Annotated in this window: 15 protein-coding genes; 4 read left to right on the top strand and 11 right to left on the bottom strand. The window is 66.0% G+C overall.

The window, feature by feature from the left end:
• Positions 1-148: 148 nt before the first annotated feature.
• From HUK72_RS12160 to HUK72_RS12175, 4 genes are all read right to left on the bottom strand, one after another.
• Positions 149-3,886, bottom strand: coding sequence for a calcium-binding protein (locus HUK72_RS12160; RefSeq protein WP_176597000.1), 3,738 nt, complete (start codon positions 3,884-3,886; stop codon positions 149-151).
• Between the two features lie 176 nt (positions 3,887-4,062).
• Positions 4,063-5,244 carry a glycosyltransferase gene (locus HUK72_RS12165; RefSeq protein ID WP_176597001.1) on the bottom strand — a complete coding sequence of 394 codons (1,182 nt, stop codon included), beginning with the start codon at positions 5,242-5,244 and terminating at the stop codon, positions 4,063-4,065.
• Entirely contained in the window at positions 5,241-6,569 is a 1,329-nt protein-coding gene (locus HUK72_RS12170) for a polysaccharide lyase family 1 protein (protein WP_176597002.1), read from the bottom strand. The genes HUK72_RS12165 and HUK72_RS12170 overlap by 4 nt, the downstream gene beginning before the upstream one ends.
• Positions 6,566-7,585 carry a sulfotransferase gene (locus HUK72_RS12175; protein ID WP_369805951.1) on the bottom strand — a complete coding sequence of 340 codons (1,020 nt, stop codon included), beginning with the start codon at positions 7,583-7,585 and terminating at the stop codon, positions 6,566-6,568. The genes HUK72_RS12170 and HUK72_RS12175 overlap by 4 nt, the downstream gene beginning before the upstream one ends.
• A gap of 202 nt (positions 7,586-7,787) precedes the next feature.
• On the opposite strand from HUK72_RS12175, the gene HUK72_RS27625 reads away from it, so the two are divergent.
• A complete protein-coding gene (locus HUK72_RS27625) occupies positions 7,788-9,119 on the top strand; it encodes an O-antigen ligase family protein (protein WP_176597838.1) in 1,332 nt (443 codons plus the stop codon).
• 110 nt (positions 9,120-9,229) lie between these two features.
• On the opposite strand, the gene HUK72_RS12185 is transcribed toward HUK72_RS27625, so the two are convergent.
• Entirely contained in the window at positions 9,230-10,210 is a 981-nt protein-coding gene (locus tag HUK72_RS12185) for a 2OG-Fe(II) oxygenase family protein (RefSeq protein ID WP_176597004.1), read from the bottom strand.
• A 282-nt stretch (positions 10,211-10,492) separates the two neighbouring features.
• Here HUK72_RS12185 and HUK72_RS12190 point away from each other — a divergent pair, with 282 nt between their 5' ends.
• Positions 10,493-12,766, top strand: coding sequence for a polysaccharide biosynthesis tyrosine autokinase (locus HUK72_RS12190; protein WP_176597005.1), 2,274 nt, complete (start codon positions 10,493-10,495; stop codon positions 12,764-12,766).
• Between the two features lie 59 nt (positions 12,767-12,825).
• Positions 12,826-13,500 (top strand): response regulator transcription factor, encoded by a 675-nt coding sequence (locus tag HUK72_RS12195; RefSeq protein WP_176597006.1) that lies wholly within the window; start codon positions 12,826-12,828, stop codon positions 13,498-13,500.
• A 171-nt stretch (positions 13,501-13,671) separates the two neighbouring features.
• On the opposite strand, the gene HUK72_RS12200 is transcribed toward HUK72_RS12195, so the two are convergent.
• From HUK72_RS12200 to HUK72_RS12225, 6 genes are all read right to left on the bottom strand, one after another.
• A complete protein-coding gene (locus HUK72_RS12200; RefSeq protein WP_176597007.1) occupies positions 13,672-15,057 on the bottom strand; it encodes a lipopolysaccharide biosynthesis protein in 1,386 nt (461 codons plus the stop codon).
• Between the two features lie 28 nt (positions 15,058-15,085).
• On the bottom strand, positions 15,086-15,838 hold the full coding sequence (locus tag HUK72_RS12205) for a response regulator transcription factor (RefSeq protein WP_176597008.1): 753 nt from the start codon (positions 15,836-15,838) through the stop codon (positions 15,086-15,088).
• Positions 15,839-16,183: 345 nt separating this feature from the next.
• The gene (locus tag HUK72_RS12210) at positions 16,184-16,867 is read right to left on the bottom strand and encodes a PIG-L deacetylase family protein (protein ID WP_176597009.1); all 684 of its coding nucleotides are present in this window, start codon (positions 16,865-16,867) and stop codon (positions 16,184-16,186) included.
• A 4-nt stretch (positions 16,868-16,871) separates the two neighbouring features.
• Positions 16,872-17,786, bottom strand: a complete 915-nt coding sequence (locus tag HUK72_RS12215) for a formyltransferase family protein (RefSeq protein WP_176597010.1) — start codon at positions 17,784-17,786, stop codon at positions 16,872-16,874.
• Positions 17,749-18,345, bottom strand: a complete 597-nt coding sequence (locus tag HUK72_RS12220) for a sugar transferase (protein WP_176597011.1) — start codon at positions 18,343-18,345, stop codon at positions 17,749-17,751. Before HUK72_RS12220 ends, HUK72_RS12215 begins: the two co-directional genes overlap by 38 nt.
• On the bottom strand, positions 18,342-19,526 hold the full coding sequence (locus HUK72_RS12225; RefSeq protein ID WP_176597012.1) for a glycosyltransferase family 4 protein: 1,185 nt from the start codon (positions 19,524-19,526) through the stop codon (positions 18,342-18,344). Before HUK72_RS12225 ends, HUK72_RS12220 begins: the two co-directional genes overlap by 4 nt.
• A gap of 391 nt (positions 19,527-19,917) precedes the next feature.
• On the opposite strand from HUK72_RS12225, the gene HUK72_RS12230 reads away from it, so the two are divergent.
• Complete coding sequence (locus HUK72_RS12230; RefSeq protein ID WP_176597013.1) at positions 19,918-22,041, top strand: polysaccharide biosynthesis protein; 2,124 nt, start codon at positions 19,918-19,920, stop codon at positions 22,039-22,041.
• Positions 22,042-22,047 lie beyond the last annotated feature (6 nt).

A 22,047-nucleotide genomic window follows, 5' to 3' on the forward strand; every position in this document is an offset into this window, starting at 1 on the left:
AAAGCGGGATCCCGGGTCAAGCCCGGGATGACGAAATCAATGGAGCGAATTTCCGATTCAGGTAACTAGAGGCGGCCATGTGTTGCCGTTAGGCGCGCTTCAACGCAATGGCGGCCCGCCAGCCACCTGACTGACCTTCCGAAACCCGCTAAAAGAAGCTGCTAGAATCCACCCCGGCCAGCGTGTTGACGCCGAGCAGTTGCACGCTCTGTTCGAACGCCCCGTCGCCATTGGCGTCGTAGAAGATCCATCCGTCGGTCGTCCCAGCGACGAAGGTCACATGATTGACCCCGGCGGTCATATTGGCGGCCGCCAGCGCGTCGGCAAAATTATTGGTGGCGATCGCCCTCTCCGCATAATCGGCGGCGGGCAGGCTGCCGGTCAGGAAGTCGAGGTCGATGCGGTCGCCCTCGCTCGCCTTGAAATCAGTGATCCGGTCATAGCTCGCCGTGTTGAGCGTCGTGTCGCCCCGGTTGAAGACGAACATATCCGCCTCCGTCCCGCCGGTCAGCATATCCTTGCCCGCGCCGCCGATCAGCGTGTCGCTGCCCGCGCCGCCCTTCAGCGTGTCGCCTGCCGCGCCGCCGTCCAGCAGGTCGTTGCCCGCGCCGCCGTCCAGGCTGTCCTGCCCGTCCTCGCCATAGAGCCGGTCGTCGCCCGCATTGCCCAATAGCGTGTCGTTGCCCAGCCCACCCCAAAGGGCGTTGTGGCCGCCATTGCCAGTGATGGTGTTGGCCAGCTCATTGCCGGTGCCGTCGATATTGTCTGTGCCGGTCAGCACCAGCTTCTCGATCTCGGCGGCCATCTTGTAGCTGACCGAGGCGTTGACCTGATCGATGCCTTCGCCCGCCAGTTCGAAGATCAGATCGTCATTGGCGCTGTTGCCGTCATCGGACCAACTGTCGACGACATAGCTGTCATTGCCCAGGCCCCCGGTCATGCTGTCCGCGCCGCCGCCGCCATCCAGATAATCGTCGCCCAGCCCGCCGATCAGCGCATCGTTGCCGTCGCCGCCGAAGAGGTTGTCGTTGTCGTCCCCGCCGTCCAGCATGTCGTTGCCGCCCATGCCGTAGAGGATGTCCGCGCCCAGCCCGCCCGACAGCATGTTCGCCGCGTCATTGCCGGTGATGCTGTTGGCCAGCTCATTGCCGATGCCGTTGATCGCCGCCGCGCCGGTCAGTGTCAGCTTCTCGACATTGGCGGCCAGGCGATAGCTGACCGAGGCGTAGACCAGGTCGCTGCCCCCGCCCGCCAGTTCGATCACCTGGTCGTCGTTGCCGGCAAAGCCGTCGTCGGAGAAGGTGTCGACATAGAAGATGTCGTTGCCCGCGCCCCCGTCCATATAGTCGGCGCCCGCCCCACCATCGATGATGTCGTTGCCCGCCAGCGCATAGATGGTGTCGTTGAGCGCGGTCGTCTGATAGGCGAGCACGGTGGTGGTCGGGTTGATCATGTTGTTGCCGGAGGAACCGGTGATGGTCCTGCCGCCCTCCGCCACGTCGGTGATGGTGATCGACAGCGCCTGATCGTCGATATTGCTGCCGTCGGTCGCCCGGACCGTCACCTGATAGACGCCGTCGCCGTCGGCATCGAGGCGGTTTTCATAATCGGGCGGATTGATGAAGGACAGCGCGCCCGTCACCGCGTCGATGGTGAAGAGCGCCGCGTCGGCCCCGCCCCATATGGCGAAGCCGGGCGTGGTGCCGTCCGCGTCGGTGGCGGCGACGGTCGTGACCGCGCTGCCATTTTCCGCCATGCCGATCGCCGCCGATGCGCCGCCGCCATTGGAGGTGATGACCGGGGCATTGTCGTTCACGTTGGTGATGCCGATGGCCAGCGTCTGGGTGACGCTGTTGGCGCCGTCGCTGGCCCGGACGATCACATTGTAGATGCGGTCGCCATTGCTGTCATTGGGCACTTCATAATCGGGCGCGGTCTTGAAGCTGAGCGCGCCGGTCGCTGCATCGATGGTGAAGAGCGCCGCGTCCGCGCCGCCGCCGATCGTATAGCTGAGCGCCGTTCCGTCGGCGTCGCTGGCCTGCACCGTGGCGGCGAGCAGGCTGTTTTCGGCCACCGACAGGGCGATCGAGGCCGCCCCGCCATAGGAGGTCAGCATCGGCGCATTGTCGTTGAGATTGGCGACGGTCACGGCCAGCGACTGCTGGTCGGTGTTGGCGCCGTCGCTGGCCTGCACGATCACGTCATAGACATTGTCGTGATCGGCGTCGGCCGCCGCCTCATAATCAGGCGCGGTCCTGAAGCTGAGCGCGCCGGTCGTCGCATCGATGGTGAAGAGCGCGGCGTCCGCTCCGCCGACGATGGCGTAGCTGATCGACGGCCCGTCCGCGTCGGTCGCCGTCACGGTCGTCACGGCGGTCGCATTCTCATTGACCGCGATCGCCGCCGAAGCGCCGCCGCCATTGGAGGTGATGACCGGCGCAAAACCGTCCGGCACGTCGCGCACGGTCATGGACAGCGCCTGCGTGTCCATCCCGCCATTGCCGTCATTGGCGGCGACGATCAGTTGATAGACATTGTCGCCGTCGGCATCGGCCGGGCTTTCGAAATTGGGCGCCGCGATGAAGCGCAGCGCGCCCGTCACGGCATCGATGGCGAACAGCGCGGCATCGTCGCCGCCGATGATGGAGAAGCCGACCGTCTGCCCCGCATCCGGATCGGTCGCGGTGACGGTGGTGACGGCCGTGCCGTTTTCATCGATGGCCAGCGCCGCGCTCGCGCCGCCGCCATTGGAGGTGATGACCGGCGGCGCGTTCAAGGCCGTGGAGGCTGTGGTCATGTCCGCGAACTGGAAGAACTCGACATTGCGGATCGTCTTGCTGCCCTCCGGCGATCCGGCGCGCTGGTCGACCGCGATGAAGCTGCCGTCGGTCTGCAGCGTGAAGACATAATCCATCCGGTTGCCGGAAAAGACGATGGTGTCGGTATCGGCGCTGCCGTCGATCACATCGCTGCCGGCACCCGCGAGGATCGTGTCGTTGCCCGCGCCGCCATGCATATAATCGTTGCCGGCGCCGCCATCGAGCAGATCGTCGCCCGTGCCGCCATAGAGTTCGTCATTGCCCGCGCCGCCGTAAAGCAAGTCGCTGCCCGCATCGCCGTTCAGCGTGTCGTTGCTGTTGGTGTCGGCATCGTCGCCATAGAGCGTGTCGTTGCCGGTCCCGCCCGACAGATTGTCACCGCCGGCCTGGCCGTAGAGGATGTCGTCGTCATCGCCGCCGGTCATCTTGTCGCTGCCGCGGCCGCCATAGAGTATGTCGTTGCCCGCGCCGCCGTCGATATTGTCGTCCCCGGCGATGGCGTTGAAGCCCAGATCGTCGCCATAGAGCAGGTCGTTGCCCGCGCCGCCGGATATGGTGTCGCTGCCGCGCCAGCCGAAGATGATGTCGTCGCCCGCGTCGCCCTGCAGATTGTCCTTGCCCGCGCCGCCGATGATGATGTCGTTGCCCAGCCCTGCCTGGACCAGCGCATCCTTGGCATAATCGACCCCGCCCGCGTCGTGCGCCGTCAGGTCTATGATGTCGTCGCCATCGCCCAGCCAGAATTGCTCGATATTGTCGAAGCTGCCGAAACCGCCGGAAATCACGCCATTATTGTAGAAGATCGCATCGGCCAGGTTGGACCCGTAGATGACGTCCGTGCCGGTGCCGCCCATCAGCAGGTCCATGGAAATCTGAATGTTCGCCGCGGTCAGTTGATAGGCCGTGCCGCTGCCGGTGAGGATCGCGGAGTTCCAGACGAGCTGCGCCAGCACCGCGTCGGGGCGCACCATGTCCAGATTGGCGAGTCGGGTGAAGGCGAAGAACTGGTCCTTTTCGCTGCCTGCCATGATGGTCTGGCTGCCCACCACATTGAAAAAATTCGCCATGCTCGCCCCCTGTCCAGCGTCCTCATGAAAGGTCGCAGAGCTGTAGCTGCAAATGGCGCGGGCGCGGTGGGGGCATAGGGATAAGGGCTACTTCATCGGGAGTGCGCCGATGGGCTTAGCGCCATCCATTCGGGTTCAGTAGGAACATGGCAGCATGTAGCAGTCCGGAAGGTGGATCACGGCCGCAGCGCTTCGTAGATCGCGCTGACCTGAGCGGCATGGGTGGCTTCGCTGAAGCGGCGGCGCGCGTCGGCCTGCGCCGCCAGCGCCATCGGGCGGGCGTCGCCCAGCCCCTCGCAAGCCCGCGCCAAGGCCTCCGCATCGTCGGGTTCGACCAATATCCCGGCGCCCCCCTCCAGCGCCTCGATATTCCCGCCGGAGCGGGCCGCGACGATGGGCGTGCCGACCAGCATCGCCTCCACCAGCGTCCGCCCGAACGGTTCCCCCACGGCGGGCACCACAAGCTGGTCGCAGGCCGCGATCCAGAAGGGGCCGGGCGTGCGATAGCCCATCAGCTTCACCCGATTCCCGGCGCCCTTGTCGGCAATCCGCTTGCGCAGGGCGGCATCCATGGCGGGCAGGCGCGCCTCCCCGAACATCAGGCCGATGACGGGACGGCCGCCCGCTTTCCGCAGCCGGGCGATCATGTCGACGAACAGCAAGGGCCGCTTCCTTGGCACGAAGGCGCCGAAATAGCCCAGCAGCAATGTGTCCGGCGTCACGCCCAGTTCGCGGATCAGCGCCTCGCGCGCTTTGATCCTGTCCACCTCCAGGCTGGTGTCGAAGGGGCTGTGCACCACCGACGCCCGGTCCCGCGCCGACCAGACGCCCTGGGGCGGCAGGGCGAAGGACGAGACCGCCAGCACCCGATGGGCAAGGGCAGGGGCCAGCAGGCGCAGGCCCAGCGCCTTCGGATCGCCGCGATGGTGCCAGATCAGCTTCGCGCCCGCCAGCCGCGCCGCCAGCGCCCAATTGGCGCTGCTCCGCCCGTCATTGACATGGACAATGTTGATCCGGTGGCGCCGCAGGAAGCGCATGCGCGGCAGCACGCCGGCCAGCGTCCGCCCGAATTTCCGCAGGGTGAAGGCTTCGCCGGGAACGAATGGACCCGGCACCAACAGGGATTGGGCGGCGGGATCGTCCATCCGCTCATGCCCGGCGAAGAAATTGGCGATCATGCCGCCGGGCACTTCGGTGACGACGACCGGCCGGTAGAGCGTCGGGTCGAGATGCTCCATCAACCCCCGCACCGAAATATGGCTACCGCCGATGCTGTCTCCGGAAAAGGGAAAGCAGATGCGCAGGCGACGGTCCTCCGCCGCATCGGCGGGCGTCAGTTGGGGCAGGGGTGCGTTCATCCGGCGTCCCCGTCGATCAGTTCGCGGGAACGCTGGTCGAGGAACCGGTCGAGATGGGCGGTGCCGTCCGCATTGCCCCAGGGATCGGGCTTGCGCGGATCGGCGCCATGCCGCGCTTCCCAGCGGTCGTCCATGCCGTCGCCGTCCGCATCGGGATAGGGCGCGCCCGGACCGGGTTCGTCGATCACGCCGGGTTGCTTGACGATATGCCCCTTGCGCTCGCGCACCTGATGGACGATCCGCCGGTCGAACGGATCGCGGGGGAAGGCGCCCGCATCGCCCAGCACCGCCTCATAGGCGGCGTCCGCCGGTTCCGCCGCGATGGTGGAAGGGCAGGGGGGCCTGTCCACTGTCGCCTCCTCCAGCAGTGGGGAGAGGTGGACGAAATCGCCGTCGAACCGGTTGTCGGCCAGATAGACCTTTGCCCGCCCCTTCGACCCCATGACGTTGCGCGCCACGCCCACCGTGTCGGGCCGGGTGTTCCGGCCTGCGATGAAGCTGTTGCCGATCAGCGATACCGGCACGCCGCCGAAGCTTTCCCAGATCTCCGCGAATTCCGACTGGCCGTTATAGAGGATGTTGTTGATCACCTCCGCGCAGGAGCCGGGCGGGAAGTTGAGGTCCGGATTGCGGTCGCCATTATGGGCGCAGATATTGCCGATGAAGCTCAGATGCTGCGGCCCCTTGGGATCGCTCGCCAGCAGCGCGCATTTGTCGTGGCGGGGAATCCCCTCGGCAAAGATGCTGTTGCTGATGGTGATCCAGTCATTGTCGCCATAGCCGTTGATCAGCTCGTCCCGCGCCCAGCTTGCGCTCACATGGTCGATGATGACCTGGCGGCTGTTTTCGATGGTGAAGCTGTCCTCCGACCCCCGATGGATGCCGGTGCGGTCGTTGCGCACGCGGATATGACGGATGACGATGTCATGCGTGTTCTTGATCAGGATCGGCGTGCGCCCTTCCTCGCCCCCCGCATGGGCGATGACGATCCCTCCGCCCGGCGCCGTCTGCCCGGCTATGGTGAGATAGGGGTTGGCGATGACAGGTGGGCGCGTGGTGAAGCGGATCACGCCGCTCATCCGGAATATGCACACCCGCGGTCCAGAAGCGTCGATGCAGGCGCGCAGCGATCCCGGCCCGCTGTCGGCCAGCGTATCGATCGGGATGATCCGCCCGCCGCGCCCGCCCTTGGCCGCCGCGCCATAGCCGACCGCGCCGGGAAAGGCGGGTTCGCCCTTCACCGGCTGCGCCCGCGATTCGCTGCCCGCGCCGGAGCAGCCCGCCATCGCGACGGGCAGCAGGACAAAGATCAGCAACCGCCTCATGCTGCATCTCCGCCGCGCAGCGTATAGCCGTAGCGGCGCAGCAAAGGCGCGCACAAAAGGGTGAAGACCCGCTGCTTCCAACCCGGCATTTCCCGTTTCCACTTGTCATCGCCCCGGATGGCGAGCGATTTCTGCATCCGGTGCCGGCTGCCCGCGACCTGATGCTGCGGTTCGAAGGGGGCAAGGCCGGTAGCGGGCAGATGCGGTTCCTCCCCCACCAGCGCGACGATCCGGGCGATTTGCCCGCGCGGATCGTCCACGAAATCCTCGTAGCGGACGCGGATGCTGCGCCCCGGCCCGACCCGGCGGCACAGCCATTCCGCGGCCAGATTGACCATCGACCAGCGCAAGGCGGTGTAGAACAGTGGCTTGGGCCGCAATTCCCGCTGCACGCCCTTTTCGACGCTCTGCCGATGTCCCTTCATCAGCGACCAGGCGACTCCGCGCCCATCGCGCACGACATGCACGACATGCAGGTCGATCCCCGGCATCGCCGCCAGCGCAAAGGCGCGTCCGGGCAGCTTCGATGAATCCACCAGGATCGGCCGCCCCGACACCATCGCCATGCCGCGCAGCAATTTCATCGTCCGGCGCCCGTGATCGCGCCATCCCGGCCACCGCAACAGCCGCCCCGGCGCGACCAGCCCCTCGGTCCGTTCCTGCGCCCGGCGATAATCTTCCAGAAATCCCTTCGGCTCGCCCAGCGTCCAGCGCGCAACGATCGCCTTCCATTTCGGGCAGTCCCGCACCCGCGCACCGCAGGCGCAATATTCGTCCCTGTCCCATACATGCCGCGCCAGCGTCGTGACCTCGCCCGCGCCCATGATCGCGGGATGCTCGCCCAGCGCGATGTCGAGCAGGGTGGTCCCGCTCCGGCCATAGCCCGCCACATAGATCAGCTTGATGGCGGCCTGTCCGGCGGCGGGGGCGGCGGCTTCGACGGCCTGCTCCGCCATTGGGGGCGCTTCGGCATCGCGCAGGGGGGCATCGCGCAGGGGCAGGAACGCATCCGTCACCAGGGTCATCCTTGTCGCATGAAGCGCCCTGCCGGTCCGGCGGCGCTCCGGCGCATTTATCCCGTCAGTCCCATGGGCATTTCAACGGATCACAAGGCTGATGCGCCGGCAAATTCGGATAGTGCGGATGGCTGGAATCGTCCCTTGTCCTGCCCCGAAGGGCGTTTGCGCCCGGCATGCGCCCGGCGCAGCTTCATTCGCCGTGACGACTCTCGCCAGCCCCGCTTCGCCTGCCTCTTCAGCGACCGTCATCCGGCCGGATGTCTTCGCCGTCCATGAGCAGATCTGGGACAGGGTCGCCCGCTATTGCCTGCTGGTCGCGATATTCCTAAGCGGCTGGGGCCTGCTGCGGGTCGGGCAGATCAACCTCACCTTCTCCGACTTCTTCTTCCTGATCAGCTTCGCCATCTCCGGCCTGCGGGGACGGCTCAGCGCCACGCCCTTCCGCTCGCTCACGCCCTTCTGGCTCACTGGCCTGGTCATGATGCTGGGCGGGCTTTTCGTCGGATCGGTGATCAACGGCGACCCGTTGCGCTGGGTCAACATCGCGCTGCAATATACGGTGGCGTTCCTCTTCATCCCGATCCTGCTGATGCAGCAGGAGGAAAGGACGGTGCGCATCGCCCCGCTGATCTTCATGCTGGGCATCACCTGTTCGGAAGCGATCGGCATCGCCGCCAGCTTCTTCCTTACTTTCCATGATACGCTGCACTGGCTGGGCGATGGCTTCATCACCGGCAACGGCCGTCTGGGGTCGATGGCGGGCCAGCCCAATCCCAACGGCGCGGTCGTCGCCTTTTCGCTGCCCATGCTGCTCTATTCGATGCGGCACCGGCTGATCGGCGGCCTTGGCGGCTTCGCCTGTCTGATCCTGCTGCTCTGGGGCCTGATGCTCAGCGCGTCCTTCACCGGTTTCGCCGCCTCGCTGCTGGCGATCTTCACGACGTTGCTGCTGATGGGGGTGCGCTACATCCTGCGTCTGGGGCTGGCGGTGGCGGTGGCCGCGGGCCTGTTTCTCGCCAGCGGCGCGCCGTTGCCCAAGGCCTTTCAGGAACGCGTCGGCAATGCGGTGGAGAGCGGCGACATCGACCAGGCGGGCACCTTCATCAACCGGTCGCAGCTCATGGAGGAAGCCTGGAGCTTTGCCGAGGACAACACGATCATCGGCATGGGCGTCGACCGCTATCGCGAACTGTCCGCCTATGACAATCCGGTCCACAATCTGTTCCTGCTGATCTGGAACGAAGGGGGCGCCATCGCCTTTTGCGGCCTGATCCTGTTGCTGGCGCTGATCGGCCTGCTGGCGGTGAACGGGCTGCGGATCAGCCGCGACAAGGGGGCGATGGCGGCGGCGGTGGTGCTGGTCTTCCTGATCTACACCCTGTCCTATCCGCACATGTATTCCCGCATGTGGGTGATGCCGGTCATGGTCGCGCTGGCCGCCACCTATGCGCGGCGCAAGCCGGTCCGGTCCGACGCTGTGCGGCTGATCTACGCCCGGCCGGTCGGGCCGCAGCTATTGCCGGAATTCTAAATGAACGTGCTCCTGCGAAGGCCGGAGCCCAGTCCCGCCGTTTGAACTGGGCTCCGGCCTTCGCAGGAGCATGTAAGATCATCCGGCTCAAATTGGTCCCATTCTTCGCATCAAGCCGATCCGATCAGCAGCGTCACATTGTCCGTGCGCGGATTGCCTGTTCCGCCCTGATCTTCCTTTTCCACATGCAGCACGCGATGCAGCACATGCCGCACGCCATAGGCCTGCGTCGCCATGCTGCCGGGAAAGACCGCCAATGTCGCGCGATCGATCGGCAGGTCGATCCATCGCCCATCGGCAAAGACCTGCGTCAGCATATGATCCCGCTGGCCGCAGAGGGCGGAAAAATAGCGATAGTCGACATGCGCGCCCTCGATCAGCCTTTGCCCCGGCACGATCGCCCGGCTGCGGTCGCGGCGCAGCGCCAGGCGGTTGAGACCCTGCACCAGCCGCCCGATGACGGGCGCATCCGCCAGCAGGCCGTAAAGATCGGACAGCCCGCGCGGGCTGAGCGCCCCCGCCGCCTGCCACCGCCTTTCGTCGAGCGCGCAGCCCGCCCGGCCCCACCGCCCCAGCGAATTGCGGGCCAGCGCCCCCAGCCGGTCGAAATCGCCCATGGTCTCCTGATATTTCAGCCGCTGTACCACCACCTGGAACATGGCGGGCGGGGAGCCTTCGGGCGCCAGGGCCGCCATCAGTTGCGCGCCAAGGGCCCAGCATTGGTCCAGCAGCGCCTGGCGCGGCGCATAATGTCCGGCCCCCTGCATGAAATGGGCCGGCCGCATGGTGACGCGCCCCTCCCGCGCGTCCCGCGACAAGGCCATTTTCCGGGCGATATAGCCATGGCGTCCGGGCTGGAAATAGAAGAGGTCGCCCAGGCTGGCGGTGATGTCGCCGCTGCCATGATAGTTGCGCGCCATGTCGACCAGCGGCGCTTCCCACGGCATCTGTTCGGCCGGGTCTTCCAGCAGTCCGCGCCACAGCGGGGCCACGATCTCCGGACAGCGCACCAGCACCGCCGGATGGCCCGCCCGGAACAGCCGGGCCAGCGCCCCCGGCTTCAGATCCTGATATGTCAGCTCCGCGATCATTGGCGCTCCCCTGTGTGGAAGCGTTCTTATCCTTGATCAACTTCCCGACAATGGTTCGGAATGGGGCGATCCGGAATAGTCAGACACATGCCGGAAATATCTATGCCGGGCGGGGGCTGACCCTTCATCCGAAGGGTTAGCACCTATGCGCAGCCCAAGGCCCCGATGCGCTTTTGCTCTATCCCGCCGCAACCCGCACTATCGCCGTCAATGAGGACTGCCTCACCGCAGGCGGCCCGCGCGCGCCCGATGCGACGGGCCCGATGCGACTGGGAGACTATCATGGCGTCTGCACAGCTCACTCTGATCGATGGCGCCGCATCCGGCGGCGGTGGGGAAAAGCCGCGCGACCTGTCCTTCGAACTGCAGCAGATGTCGGCGCGCCAAATCTGGTTCCTGCTGCGGCGGCATATGAAGCTGGTGGCGGCCATCGTCATCAGTTGCGTGGTGGTGGTGCTGATCGTCCAGTTGCAACTGCCCAACCGTTATGAGGCGACCGCGACGGTGCAGGTGGAGCTGAACGACTCCACCGGCTCCAACCAGGCCGACGCCACCCGCAACCAGCAGCGCGTCGCCAATGAAGCGCGCATATACCGCTCACAGGCGCTGGCCGAACAGGTGGTGCGCGACCTCAATCTCGACCGCAATCCGGCCTTCACCCATAATGTGCCGATGACGGCGCAGCAGGCGGCGGCGCAACTCGCCAAGACCACCCGCGTCGCCAGCTCGACCGACTCCGATTTCATCGACATCACCGTCCAGTCGCGCAAGGCGGAACTGGCCTCGCGCATCGCCAACCGCTTCGTCGACAGCCTGCAGAAGATGCGCTCGCAGCGGCGTCAGAGCTGGCGCAACGGCCTCAGCACCGCGCTGGACAAGGAAACCGCCCGTCTTGCCCATGAGGTCGAACTGGCCGAGCGCGCCGTCGCTGATTTCCGCCGCCAGCATTTGATGCCGATGGGTGCGGGCAGTGCGGAGGATTATCAGCAGATGAACCGCATCGCCGTGGAAGCCGCGTCCACCGCCGCGATGAGCAGCGCGATGCAGGCGCAGGCCGCCGGCGTCAGCCGGGCCGCCACCCTGCGGACGGTGGCGGGCGCGACTTCACCCGCGCTCGACAATCTGCAGAAGCAATATGACGACCTGATTCGTCAGCGTTCCGAAATTTCAGTTCAGATGGGCGCCAACCATCCGCAGATGCAGGCGCTCTCCGCGCAGATCGCGCAGGTGAGCAAGGCGCTCATCCAGGAACGCGCCTCGGTCGTCACCACCCAGCAGACGAAGAACGACACCGATGCCGGGCGCGAGCGGGCGATGGCGGTGGCGGAGGCGAGCGCCGCCTCGGCCCGCGCAGGGCAGCTCCAGTCGAAGCTAAACGCCATGACCGGCGCGGCCTTCCGCAACAACGCCAATCTGGTCGATCTTTCGATCCTCGATCGGCGGGCGGAGGTGGCGCGCCAGGCCTATCTCACCACGGCGCAGCGCGCCCAGACGGTGCAGTCCGAACTGCAGACCACCGGCGTCAACTCCTCCATGGTGTCGGCCGCCGCCGTGCCGCTGCAACCGGTCGCGCCCGCGCCCAAGAAAATGGCGCTGGCCGCCTTTGTCGGCTCCTCGGTGCTGGCCTTCCTGATCGTGCTGGGAATCGAGATGTTCGACAACCGGCTGCGCAGCGGGGACCAGCTCCGCCGCCTCTTCGGCCTGCGGACGCTGGCGATGCTGCCGAAGCTGGAGGAATCGATCGGCACCACGATCGAGGACAATCCCGTGACCACCCAGCCGCAATCCTTGTTCACGGAGGTCGCCCGCAACTTGGCCAGCGAGATCGGGGAACTGCCGCATCAGGACGCAAGCCAGCGCGTGCTGGTGACGTCGCCGCTGCCGGGCGACGGCAAGTCCAGCGTCGCGCTGACGCTGGCCGCCGCCGCCGCGTCGATGGGCCGCCGCGCCATCGTGGTCGATCTCGACCTGCGCCGTCCCGGCCCCAGCATATTGCGTTCGATCCAGGACGGTTCCGACACGCCCGACCTGATCGAAGTGCTGACCCATGCGGGCGCCAGCCGGCGACTCATCCCGCAGGCGGAGCGCCATGTCGAACATGATGCGGCGGAAGGCGCGGCCCCCACCGCCTTGATGCCGGTGGTGCTCAGCACCCGCGGGCCAATCCGCAATCCAGCCGCCGTGGTGCAGGGCTGGCAGATCGGCCGGTTGCTCGACGATCTGCGCGAACGGTTCGACCTGGTCGTGATCAACGCGCCCGCTATCCTGGCCGTGCGCGATGCGCGGACCCTCTCCACCCTGGCCGATTCGACCGTGATGGTCGTGCGCTGGGGGCATACGACGGTGGAACAGCTTCGCGCCTCGCTCCAGATGGTGAACAATCAGGTGGTCGGGGCCGTCTTCAACCAGGTCGATTATGAGGAGCACGCCCGTCGCGGCTATGGCGACGCGGTCCAGTTCTACATGGGATCGGCCGCTTATTATTCCGACAGCTTCCCTGACCGCCAGAGCTGGGCCAGCCGGGTCCGCCACGCCTTTGCGCGCAAGGCGGCGTGAGCGGCCCGCCGCCTTCGCGGGAGGCGCCTTCGCCTCCCTTTCGTTTCGAAAGCCTGATAGTGAAAGAGGATGCTCCCCGTCTCAATCTGTTGATCCTGGACGGCAGCCCGCTTCGCCGCGCCTGCATCGCCGTCGCGCTGGAGACGGCGGGCACGCGGATAGTGCAGCAATCCAGCCTGGATCAGCCCGCATCGGGGGAGCCGCCCGACATCATCCTGTTCCAGACCGGGGATTCCGAACTGGAAAGCACCGCATTGCCGCTGCACATCGCCCAGGCGAAACGGCTGTGGCCCACCGCCGCGGTCCTGGTGATCGCTGACCATGGCAATGAAGCGCTGATGCAGACCGCCGTCGCGGCCGGAGCGCAGGCCCTGCTGCCTTCCAGCACGGGCATCGTCACCATGCAGCGTGTGCTTTTCCTGCTGAAAGAAGGGCTGGCGGTCTATCCGGTCCCGCTCGCCGCGGCTTTGCGGTCGCGCCAGCCGGGCGCGGCCGACGGCCTCAATGAGCGGATCGCGCTGGCGGTGGACAAGTTCAAACTGCTCACCAAGCGGCAACGCGATGTGCTGCGCCTGCTCGCCCAAGGCGCCTCCAACAAGGACATCGCCCAGCGGCTGAACATCAGCGAAAGCACGGTCAAGGTCCATGTGCGGGCGATCATGGCGGTCAACGGCGCCTCCAACCGGACGCAGATCGTCGCGCATCTGTTGAAGGGCGGCGACGGCCAAGATTAGCGGAATGGGTGGGAAGCGGACAGTCAGCTTTCCTTGAAGTATGCCGTGCTCCTGCGAAGGCAGGAGCCCAGTTCCGCCCTCCGTGTATCATTGCATCGTCTGAACTGGGTTCCTGCCTTCGCAGGAACACGGCGCGCCTAATGTCCGCAAATGGCCACGTCCCGCCTCCGCTTACCCCACCACGCTCGCCGCGACCTTCCGAACCTTTGCCCGCCGCAGCCAGCTCACGTCCAGCAGCACGGCTGTCGCCACGCCCAGCACGACATGGGCGATATTCCCGCCGATCGCGCCATAGCGCGGCACGGCATAGGCCGCGACCGCCACGAACAGCGCCGTGCCGAAGCCGGAGATCGCCAGCACCTTCCAGCTCTGGTTCATCGCCAGCATGGCCGATCGCGAAGGGGCGGCGTGCAGCATCAGCATCACCGCCACCAACTGGGTCAGCAGCAGGATATAGGTGTCCGAATAGGCCGCGCCCGGCCCCACCCGGATGAGCAGCGGCCCGAACAGCCAGGCCCCCGCCAGCATGGCGAGGCCGACCGCCGCCAGCGCGATCTGCACCTGCAGCGTGGCTGCCCGGAAGTTGCGGATATTGCCGTTCGCCCACATGCGCGCGACGTCGGGATAGACCACGGCCTGCACTTGCGCGCCGACCTGGGTCGCGACCTTGGCGATGCGCTTGGCGAGATAATAGACCGCCGCCGCCGAACTGCCCGCCACCGCGCCGACGAACAGCGAGTCCGCCTCCGTCGTGATGACGCGCAGGGTCAGCGACAGGTTGGTCGAGCAGGCGAAGCCGAAGAAGCCGGGGAAATCCCTCACCAGGCCCTTCAGCCGGGCGTGCAGCGGATTGGGTATCCCCATCTGCCGCAGGGCACGGAAGCCGACCCAGAAGACCAGCACGGACCCCAGCGCCTGCGACACCGTCCAGGCGATCATGAAGCCGATCACGCCCGCTTGCGTCACCATGCAGAAGAAGGCGAGCAGGATGCGCAGCACATTGCCCGCGACCTGCGCGTAGGCCAGCATCTTGAACTGGCCGGACAGGCGCAGCGCGGCGGTCGGCACGCCGGCGATGTTGAACAGGGTCGCGACCGAATAGATCGCCACCAGTTCGACATGCAGGGGTTTGAGGCCGAACAGCGGACCGAACAGCAACGCCAGGCCGATCGCGCTGACGGCGGCCAGCGCCGCCGCGCCCATGTCCAGCATCAGGCCGTAGCAGTAGAGCCGCTGCAAGCGCCGTGGCGAACCCTTCGCTTCTTCTTCCACGGCGAACCGGATCAGCGGTTGCCAGGATTCGAAGCGCAGGATTCGCTCGACGACGCGATTATAGGACAGGACCAGCACCATGACGCCATAGGTCGCCGGTCCCAGGGATCGGGCCGCCATCGCCACGCTGACCAACATGATCAGCGCGTTCAGGAAATTGCCCGACAATAAATGCCCCACCGCCACCAGCCGGCGCCGGCTTCCCTTGACCAGGAAGCCGCCGAACCGGCCGCGCAGCATCGGCAAGGCGCGTGCGGTCAGCACGCCCTTCACATCATAGCGCATGACGATCCCCCCGTTGGGGTCGTGAAGATCAGACGCGGCTGGCCACGCCCGCAAGTTCCAGGACCGGCAATTGCGCCGGGTGGGGAATGGCGACGGGCAGTTCGGGCTCGACCTCCGTCACGCGTCCGCGCATGCCGTGATTGGCCGCCCAGATCGCCGCCTGGGTCCGGTTCTTGACGCGCAGCTTGCGCAGCACGGCCTTCACATGGACCTTCACGGTCGCCTCGCTGATGTCCATCCGTTTGGAGATGACCTTGTTCGGGCATCCCATGATCAGCCAGCGCAGGATTTCCAGCTCCCGGTCGGACAGGCAGGCCGCGTCCACCGGGCGTTCGACTTCCATCGCGTCGGTCAGGCTTGGCCGGGATTGCAGTTCGTCCGCCAGTTGCGGCGGAAGTACGCGCTCGCCCATGGCCACCAGCCGCAGAGTCGCCACCAGCCGGTCGCAGGAAATTTCCTTGACGATATAGCCCAGCGCTCCCAGCCGGAACGCCTTCAACATGATCTGGAAATCGAATCGGTCGGATAGAAGGACAAGGTAGGAACAGGGAAAACGTTTCTGCAGAACCGACAGCGTCTCGACATCCATCGCGTCAGTTCCATCGTCGATCAGCAACAGGGATGGTCCCGTATCTTCTTCCGGCACCTCGATTTGCTGAAGCACCGTAGTGACATTCGGATATTGGGTTACGCGGAAATCCCTTTCCATCAGGATGCGGCTAAGCCCTTCCCGAACGATCGCATTACCGCACAACAGACGCACATTAACTGGGTAAGACATTGGGTGGTCCCCTCATGATCTCCTCTACCTCCGTAAGCAGGCCCCAAACGGAATGTAGAAGACCAGTAATCAAATGCCTGTAGTGCGACCCTTTCTTTTTCTTTCAACAACTTATCAGTACCATATTTTTGCCGCGAGAGTCCCGGAATGTACAATGGAAATTTTGAGTGCACGCAATAACGCGTTAACGCACTGTTAATTTTCCGAATTTTTCTTGCGACTGATGGTAGATGCTGCGGTTGCAACAGCCAAAGTTACAACTTTGGTGGTATTTCAAACGGTGTAGCCGGGGGCAGAATCGCGCTGATTCACCGCCCAGACGATTCGCTGGCAGGTTAACACAAGTTAATAAATTTGTCGAACCAGAACAAAGGCTTCGGCAGCGTAACGATAGGCCGTCGCGCCCCTCAACGTCGCCAGGGCGCGGATGGCCTCGACCGACCGTTCGTCGGGCTGGGGCTTCACCTGGCTCTGGAAGGCCTGGAAGGCGGCGACCTTCCGTTCCAGGGTCTCGCTGATGTCCACGAACATGTTGGGAATGAACGCCGGGGTCACGCCGGGCGCCAGCCAGTTGGTTTCCGACAGCGTCTCATAGGCCAGGACGCAGCCGGGACCGCCGCTGCCGCGGGGCCGCGCATAGACCAATGCGGCATTGAAGACGATCTGGTGATCCAGATGAATGTCGCCAATGAAGGGGATCAGCAGCAGGTCGGGCTCGATCCGCGACAAAGCCGACGACAGGGCCTGGTTGAGATCGCTTCGTTTGACCTGGTCCAGTCCGGCGGCGGGGAAATCCAGGAATTGCGTATCGGCCACGCCGATCATGTCATGGGCGCGCAGGGTTTCCGTCCGGATCTGCCGCACCAGTTCTTCGTCGAACAAGGGCGGTTGGCCGCGGGTGACGACGATCACATGCACCTCGCCGCCCGCCGCCGCCGCCCGCGCCATCGTTCCGCCGCAGCCCAATATCTCATCGTCGGGATGGGGCGCGACGACCGCGATCCGGCGGGCGTTGAAAGGCAGAGACATGGGTCTAATCCCCTAAAATGGCGTGAAGTTTCGGCGGCTTGTCGGGGCCGCTCCACTGGGTGACGGTAAGGGCGGTCGCTTGGCCGCACAGGACGGTGAAGCTTTCCGCCGTCCGCGCAACGACCTGGCCCAACGAGGCGGCATGACGCCCGCCCATGTCCGAAAGCGCCGCCCCCCAGATGCGTAGCTCCGCGCCGTTCGACCGGGTGAAGGCGCCCGGATAGGGATGGCCGGTCGCCCGGATCAGGCGCAGCACATCGACGGCGGGTTGCCGCCAGTCGATCAGCCCGTCCGCCGGCGTGCGCCGCGCCGCCCATGTCGCGCAGCTTTCGTCCTGGACCATGCGCGGCATCTCCCCCGCCGCGATCCGCCCCAGCGAGCGGTCCATCATGACCGCCAGCGCCCGCATATGCTTGGCATAGAGCGTCGCGGCCGTTTCCATCGGCGCGACATGGAAATAGTGCTGGTCGACGATGGCGCCGGTATCGGTGCCCGCATCGATCCAGAACAGCGTCCCCGCCGTGATCGGTTCCTGCTGCAATATCGTCCAGGGGATGGCCGCCCGCCCGCGCAGCCGGGGCAAGGCGGCGGGATGATAGCCCACCACCCGGTCCGGAAACAGGTCGCGAAAGGCCTGTCCGCAGATCTGCGACCAGCCCATGACGAAGGCGATGTCGGCCCCGGCGTCCCGGATGGCGGACAGCGCCTCCTCCCGGTTGATATTGTCCACATGGATGACCGGGCAACCTTGTTCCCGCGCCTCCGGCTCCAGCTCGACATAATCCGAATGGCGGCCGGCCAAAGCGGGATCGAGCGTGACGAGGGCGGCCATTTCCCATGCGGGATGCCGCGCGATCGCGTCGAAGGCGATCCGGGTGGTTTCAACTGCCCCAATGAGGAGGGCGCGCTTCATCGGCATGCCAATCGATCCTTTTCTCGCCCCTCGTCACGACCAGCAGCGTGCGGGCGATGATCTGCGCGTCCAGGCGGGCGCTGCGGTTGCGTCCGTACCAGAGGTCGAAGCGAAGCTTTTCCTCCACGGTGAGCAGGGTGTTGCCGCTCACCTGGGCCAGCCCGGTAAGGCCGGGACGCACCTTGCCGCGTTCCACCCCGTCGCGGCCCATGGCGCTGATCATATGCGGCAGGAGCGGGCGGGGACCGACGAAATCCATCTCGCCGCGCGCGATGTTGATCAGTTCGGGCAGTTCGTCCAATCGCGACCGGCGCAGGAACTGGCCCAGCGCCGTCACCCGCTGCGCGTCGGGCAGCAAAGTCCTGTGCGCGTCGCGCAAATCCCGCATGGTGCGGAACTTGATCATCGCGAATGGCCGTCCCCCCAGGCCGCTTCGAACCTGGCGGAACAGCACCGGCCGGCCGAGCCCCAGCAGCACCAGCACCGCCAGCAGCAGCAACAGCGGAGCGAGCAGGGCGAGCAGCCCGGCGGCCAGCAATGCCGAGGGGCGGAGGCAGGCGGTCATGCGCGCTCCGCCACCAGCATGGCGGGCGACGGCGCCGCAGACCCTGTCGGCGCGCCGGCGTCGCGCAATTGCATGACGTCCAGCAGCATCGCGTTCACCCTGTCCACATCATAGATGTCGACCGCCGTCCGCCGCGCCGCGCCGGCCATGGCGGCCAGACGCGGCGGATCGGTGATCAACCGTTCCATCGCGGCGGCCAATGCAGGCCCGTTGCGCGGCGGCACCAGCAGGCCGTTGACTCCATCCCGGATCGGTTCGCGGCATCCCGGCATGTCGGTGGTGATCACTGGCCGCCCGGTTGCCAGCGCCTCCAGGATGGTGCGCGGCAGGCCCTCGCGGTAGAAGGAGGGCAGCACGAAGACATGGGCGGACGCGATGAAAGGCCGCACGTCGCGGGTTTCGGGCAGGAACTCGATCAGCCCCGCCTTGCGCCATCGCTCCAGATCGGCGGCGGTATAGCCGGTCGGATTCTCGGTCTCCGGCCGGGTCAGCAGCAGGAAGCGCACGTCGGGGCGCCGCGCCCGGATGATCCGCGCCGCCTCCACATATTCGCCCACGCCCTTGTCGCGCATCAGGCGCCCCATCATCAGGAAGGTGAAGGGCCCCTGCGGCAGCGGCTGCCCGGCGAAATGCCGGACATCGATGCCTGAGCCGGGCACTTGCATCACCTTCTGTCCGGCCGAGACGATGCCGCTGTCCCGCATCACGCGATGATCGTCGCCGTTGAACACGAAGATGCACCGCGCCCTGGCGATGCCGATCCGGTAGAGCAGCGAGACGATCGTCCGCAGCCAGCGGCGATCCTCCGCCTCCTCGCTGAAGACATAGCCCAGGCCGCTCATGATCGCGAAATAGCGCGCCCGGCTCCAAAGCCGTGCTGCAAGGCCGCCATAGATGATGGGCTTTTGCGTATACGCAACGACCACATCGGGCCGCTCGCCGCGCATCAGATGGCGGTAATGCAGCAGGGTGCGGACGTCGTGCAACGGGTTGGTGCCCGCCCGCGCCATCGGCGTCCGGCGGAAGCGAACGCCCATTTGCGCCAGCCTCTCCAACACTTCCGGCTCTTCATCGGGGGCGCAGGCGACCACCTCATGCCCTTCATCGATCATCCGGGCGATCAGCGCGCCGCGGAAATTGATCAGCGACCAGGACAGGCTGGAGAGGATCACGACTTTCATGGCGCATATGCCTCCCTTTGGCCTTCGATTCGGACCGTGTTCCTGCCTGCGCAGAAACATGTGGATTTATTAGACGGGGGTATCACAGCCCACCGCGCTGTCCGGCGGTGCATCGGTAGATTACCCCTTTGAGGCAGGGCGCATCCCCTCCCGGCGCCGTGTGGCGCCGCGGCGGGCGCCATCGCGCCGGCCCTCTAGCCCCAATGGGCGGACAAGCGCGCCGGACGGGTCGCGCATGGGATAAAGGATGATGTCCGGTCGACCGATTACCGGGAAGCGCCTGTTTCGATAGCCTTATCCTCACCGTCGGTTGCGGCGGGATCGCAGGGTGACGCCTCCAGGCAACCCTCTTCCCCTGCAACCGGCGGACCAAGGGATCGGAGACAAGCGGATGCCGAATATCGCACCAGCCGGGCAGGACGGAACGGAGGCCGCCGCGCAGACGCCGCTCCTGCGACTGGATGCTGCCGTCCGCGCTTTCGCGGCGCGGGGGGCGACGCGCTTTCAGGCGATCAGGCTGGCCGTCATCCTGATGCTGGACGCGCTGATCATGCTGGGCAGTTTCATGCTCTCCCGCCGGATTCTGTCCGACCTGCCCATGCCGCAGACGCTGTTCGACCCTTGGTTCATGGCCCTGTGCGTCGGCGTCAACCTGACCGCGCTGTTCGTTATCGGCACCTATCGGCAAAGCTGGCGTTTCCTGTCGATCGGGGACGCGCTGTCGCTGGCGGTCAGCCTGCTCGCCAGCAGTTGGCTGGTCTGGATGATCACGGCCGGGCTGATCGCGCCGCAGAAGATGATGCGTGGGCCGATGACCATCTTTCTGACGGTCGACGTGCCGCTGACCGTTGCCGCGCTGCTGGCGGCGCGCGCGCTGCGTCGGCTATTCTTCAAGCATGTGCGCTCCACCCGCCTGCGCCGGACGATCCAGCCGCGCCGCCGCATATTGCTGCTGGGCGAGCTGGACTGGGCGCGGGTCATGGCGGACCTTGTGCCCACCGATGCCGGTTCGGGACTGGAGATTGTCGGCGTCATTTCCTTCGACGGGCATGAGCGGCGGCTGAATCTCGGCGGCCTGCCGATATTGGGGTCGCCGGAGATGCTGCCCCGGATCGTCGCGGACCTCGACCGGGCCGGGAAACGGCCGGTCAGCCTGGTCGTGCAGGAAAGCAGCGAGCGGCTCGACCGGCAGCAGATATTGCGCATCGCGAGCCTGGCCGAACAGGAAAATCTGGTGGTTTCGCGCTTCCGCAATCCCTGGACCAGCGCGCAACCCCTGAACGGCGACCGCATGGCGATCGAGAAGATGCCGCTGGCCGAACTGCTCGGGCGGCCGGAAATCACCGTGCAGCACAGCTATCTGGAGCGCGTCGTCACCGGCGCGCGGATCATGGTGACGGGGGCAGGGGGCACGATCGGCGGCGAACTGGTGCGCCAGCTCGCTTATTATGCGCCGGTCGAGATCGTGCTGCTCGATCACAGCGAATTTAATCTCTACGCGATCGAAATGGAGGCGCGGGAGAAATTCCCCCATGTCCGCTTCCACGCCGAACTCTGCTCGATCCGTCAGCGCCCGGCCTTGTGGCAGGTGTTCGAGCGGCGGCGGCCGGAGATCGTCTTCCACGCCGCCGCGCTCAAGCATGTACCGATGGTGGAGGCCAATCCCTGCGCCGGGGTGCATACGAACGTGTTGGGCACCCGCAACGTGGCCGATGCCGTCTGCGAGTTCGAGGCGCGGGCGATGATCCAGATCTCCACCGACAAGGCGGTGAACCCCGTCGGCCTGATGGGCGCGACCAAGCGATTGGGGGAGCTTTACTGCCAGGCGCTCGACCTGATCGGGAGCTGCGATCCGGACAGCCCGCGTTTCCTGACCGTGCGCTTCGGCAATGTGCTGGGGTCCAGCGGCTCGCTGATCCCGCTGTTCCAGCAGCAACTGGCGAATGGCAAGCCGCTGACCGTCACGCATCCGGATATCGAACGCTTCTTCATGACGGTGCAGGAGGCGGTGCTGCTGATCCTGCAAAGCAGCGCCCGCGCACTGGAAACGGATTCGGAACGCGGCACCATCTTCGTCCTCGACATGGGCGAGCCGGTGAAGATCGTGGAGATCGCCCGCCGGGTCATCCGCATGGCGGGGCTGCGGCCGGAGATCGACGTGCCGATCAAGTTCATCGGGCTTCGTCCTGGCGAAAAGCTGTTCGAGGAACTGTTCGACACGTCGGAGGACAAGATCGAAAGCGCCATTCCGGGCATTTTCGAAGCCATGCCATCCCCCATTCCGCTGGAGATGCTGGTGGAGGGTTTCGGCCAGCTCGCCCGGCTGATCGCGGCGGGCGATGCGGACGAGCTGGTGCGGCTTACGCATGAGATGGTCGCCGCCTCGGCCAGTTCGCGCTGGGCGGAGATATTGCGGCGGCTGGCGGCCGAAAGCGCCGACACGCTGTTCATGATGCCGCACCCCGCCGAAATCCCGGCCGCCTTGCCGACCCACCTGCCGCGCGACGTCGCCTGACTTTTT

Source organism: Sphingobium sp. 15-1 (assembly GCF_013375535.1).
Classification (GTDB): domain Bacteria; phylum Pseudomonadota; class Alphaproteobacteria; order Sphingomonadales; family Sphingomonadaceae; genus Sphingobium; species Sphingobium aromaticivastans.

What these genes read in the sequence shown, in the direction of transcription:
- HUK72_RS12160 (WP_176597000.1), bottom strand. Translation starts at nt 3,886, where the DNA reads ATGGCGAATTTTTTCAATGTGGTGGGCAGCCAGACCATCATGGCAGGC.
- HUK72_RS12165 (WP_176597001.1), bottom strand. Translation starts at nt 5,244, where the DNA reads ATGAACGCACCCCTGCCCCAACTGACGCCCGCCGATGCGGCGGAGGAC.
- HUK72_RS12170 (WP_176597002.1), bottom strand. Translation starts at nt 6,569, where the DNA reads ATGAGGCGGTTGCTGATCTTTGTCCTGCTGCCCGTCGCGATGGCGGGC.
- HUK72_RS12185 (WP_176597004.1), bottom strand. Translation starts at nt 10,210, where the DNA reads ATGATCGCGGAGCTGACATATCAGGATCTGAAGCCGGGGGCGCTGGCC.
- HUK72_RS12190 (WP_176597005.1), top strand. Translation starts at nt 10,493, where the DNA reads ATGGCGTCTGCACAGCTCACTCTGATCGATGGCGCCGCATCCGGCGGC.
- HUK72_RS12200 (WP_176597007.1), bottom strand. Translation starts at nt 15,057, where the DNA reads ATGCGCTATGATGTGAAGGGCGTGCTGACCGCACGCGCCTTGCCGATG.
- HUK72_RS12205 (WP_176597008.1), bottom strand. Translation starts at nt 15,838, where the DNA reads ATGTCTTACCCAGTTAATGTGCGTCTGTTGTGCGGTAATGCGATCGTT.
- HUK72_RS12210 (WP_176597009.1), bottom strand. Translation starts at nt 16,867, where the DNA reads ATGTCTCTGCCTTTCAACGCCCGCCGGATCGCGGTCGTCGCGCCCCAT.
- HUK72_RS12215 (WP_176597010.1), bottom strand. Translation starts at nt 17,786, where the DNA reads ATGCCGATGAAGCGCGCCCTCCTCATTGGGGCAGTTGAAACCACCCGG.
- HUK72_RS12220 (WP_176597011.1), bottom strand. Translation starts at nt 18,345, where the DNA reads ATGACCGCCTGCCTCCGCCCCTCGGCATTGCTGGCCGCCGGGCTGCTC.
- HUK72_RS12225 (WP_176597012.1), bottom strand. Translation starts at nt 19,526, where the DNA reads ATGAAAGTCGTGATCCTCTCCAGCCTGTCCTGGTCGCTGATCAATTTC.
- HUK72_RS12230 (WP_176597013.1), top strand. Translation starts at nt 19,918, where the DNA reads ATGCCGAATATCGCACCAGCCGGGCAGGACGGAACGGAGGCCGCCGCG.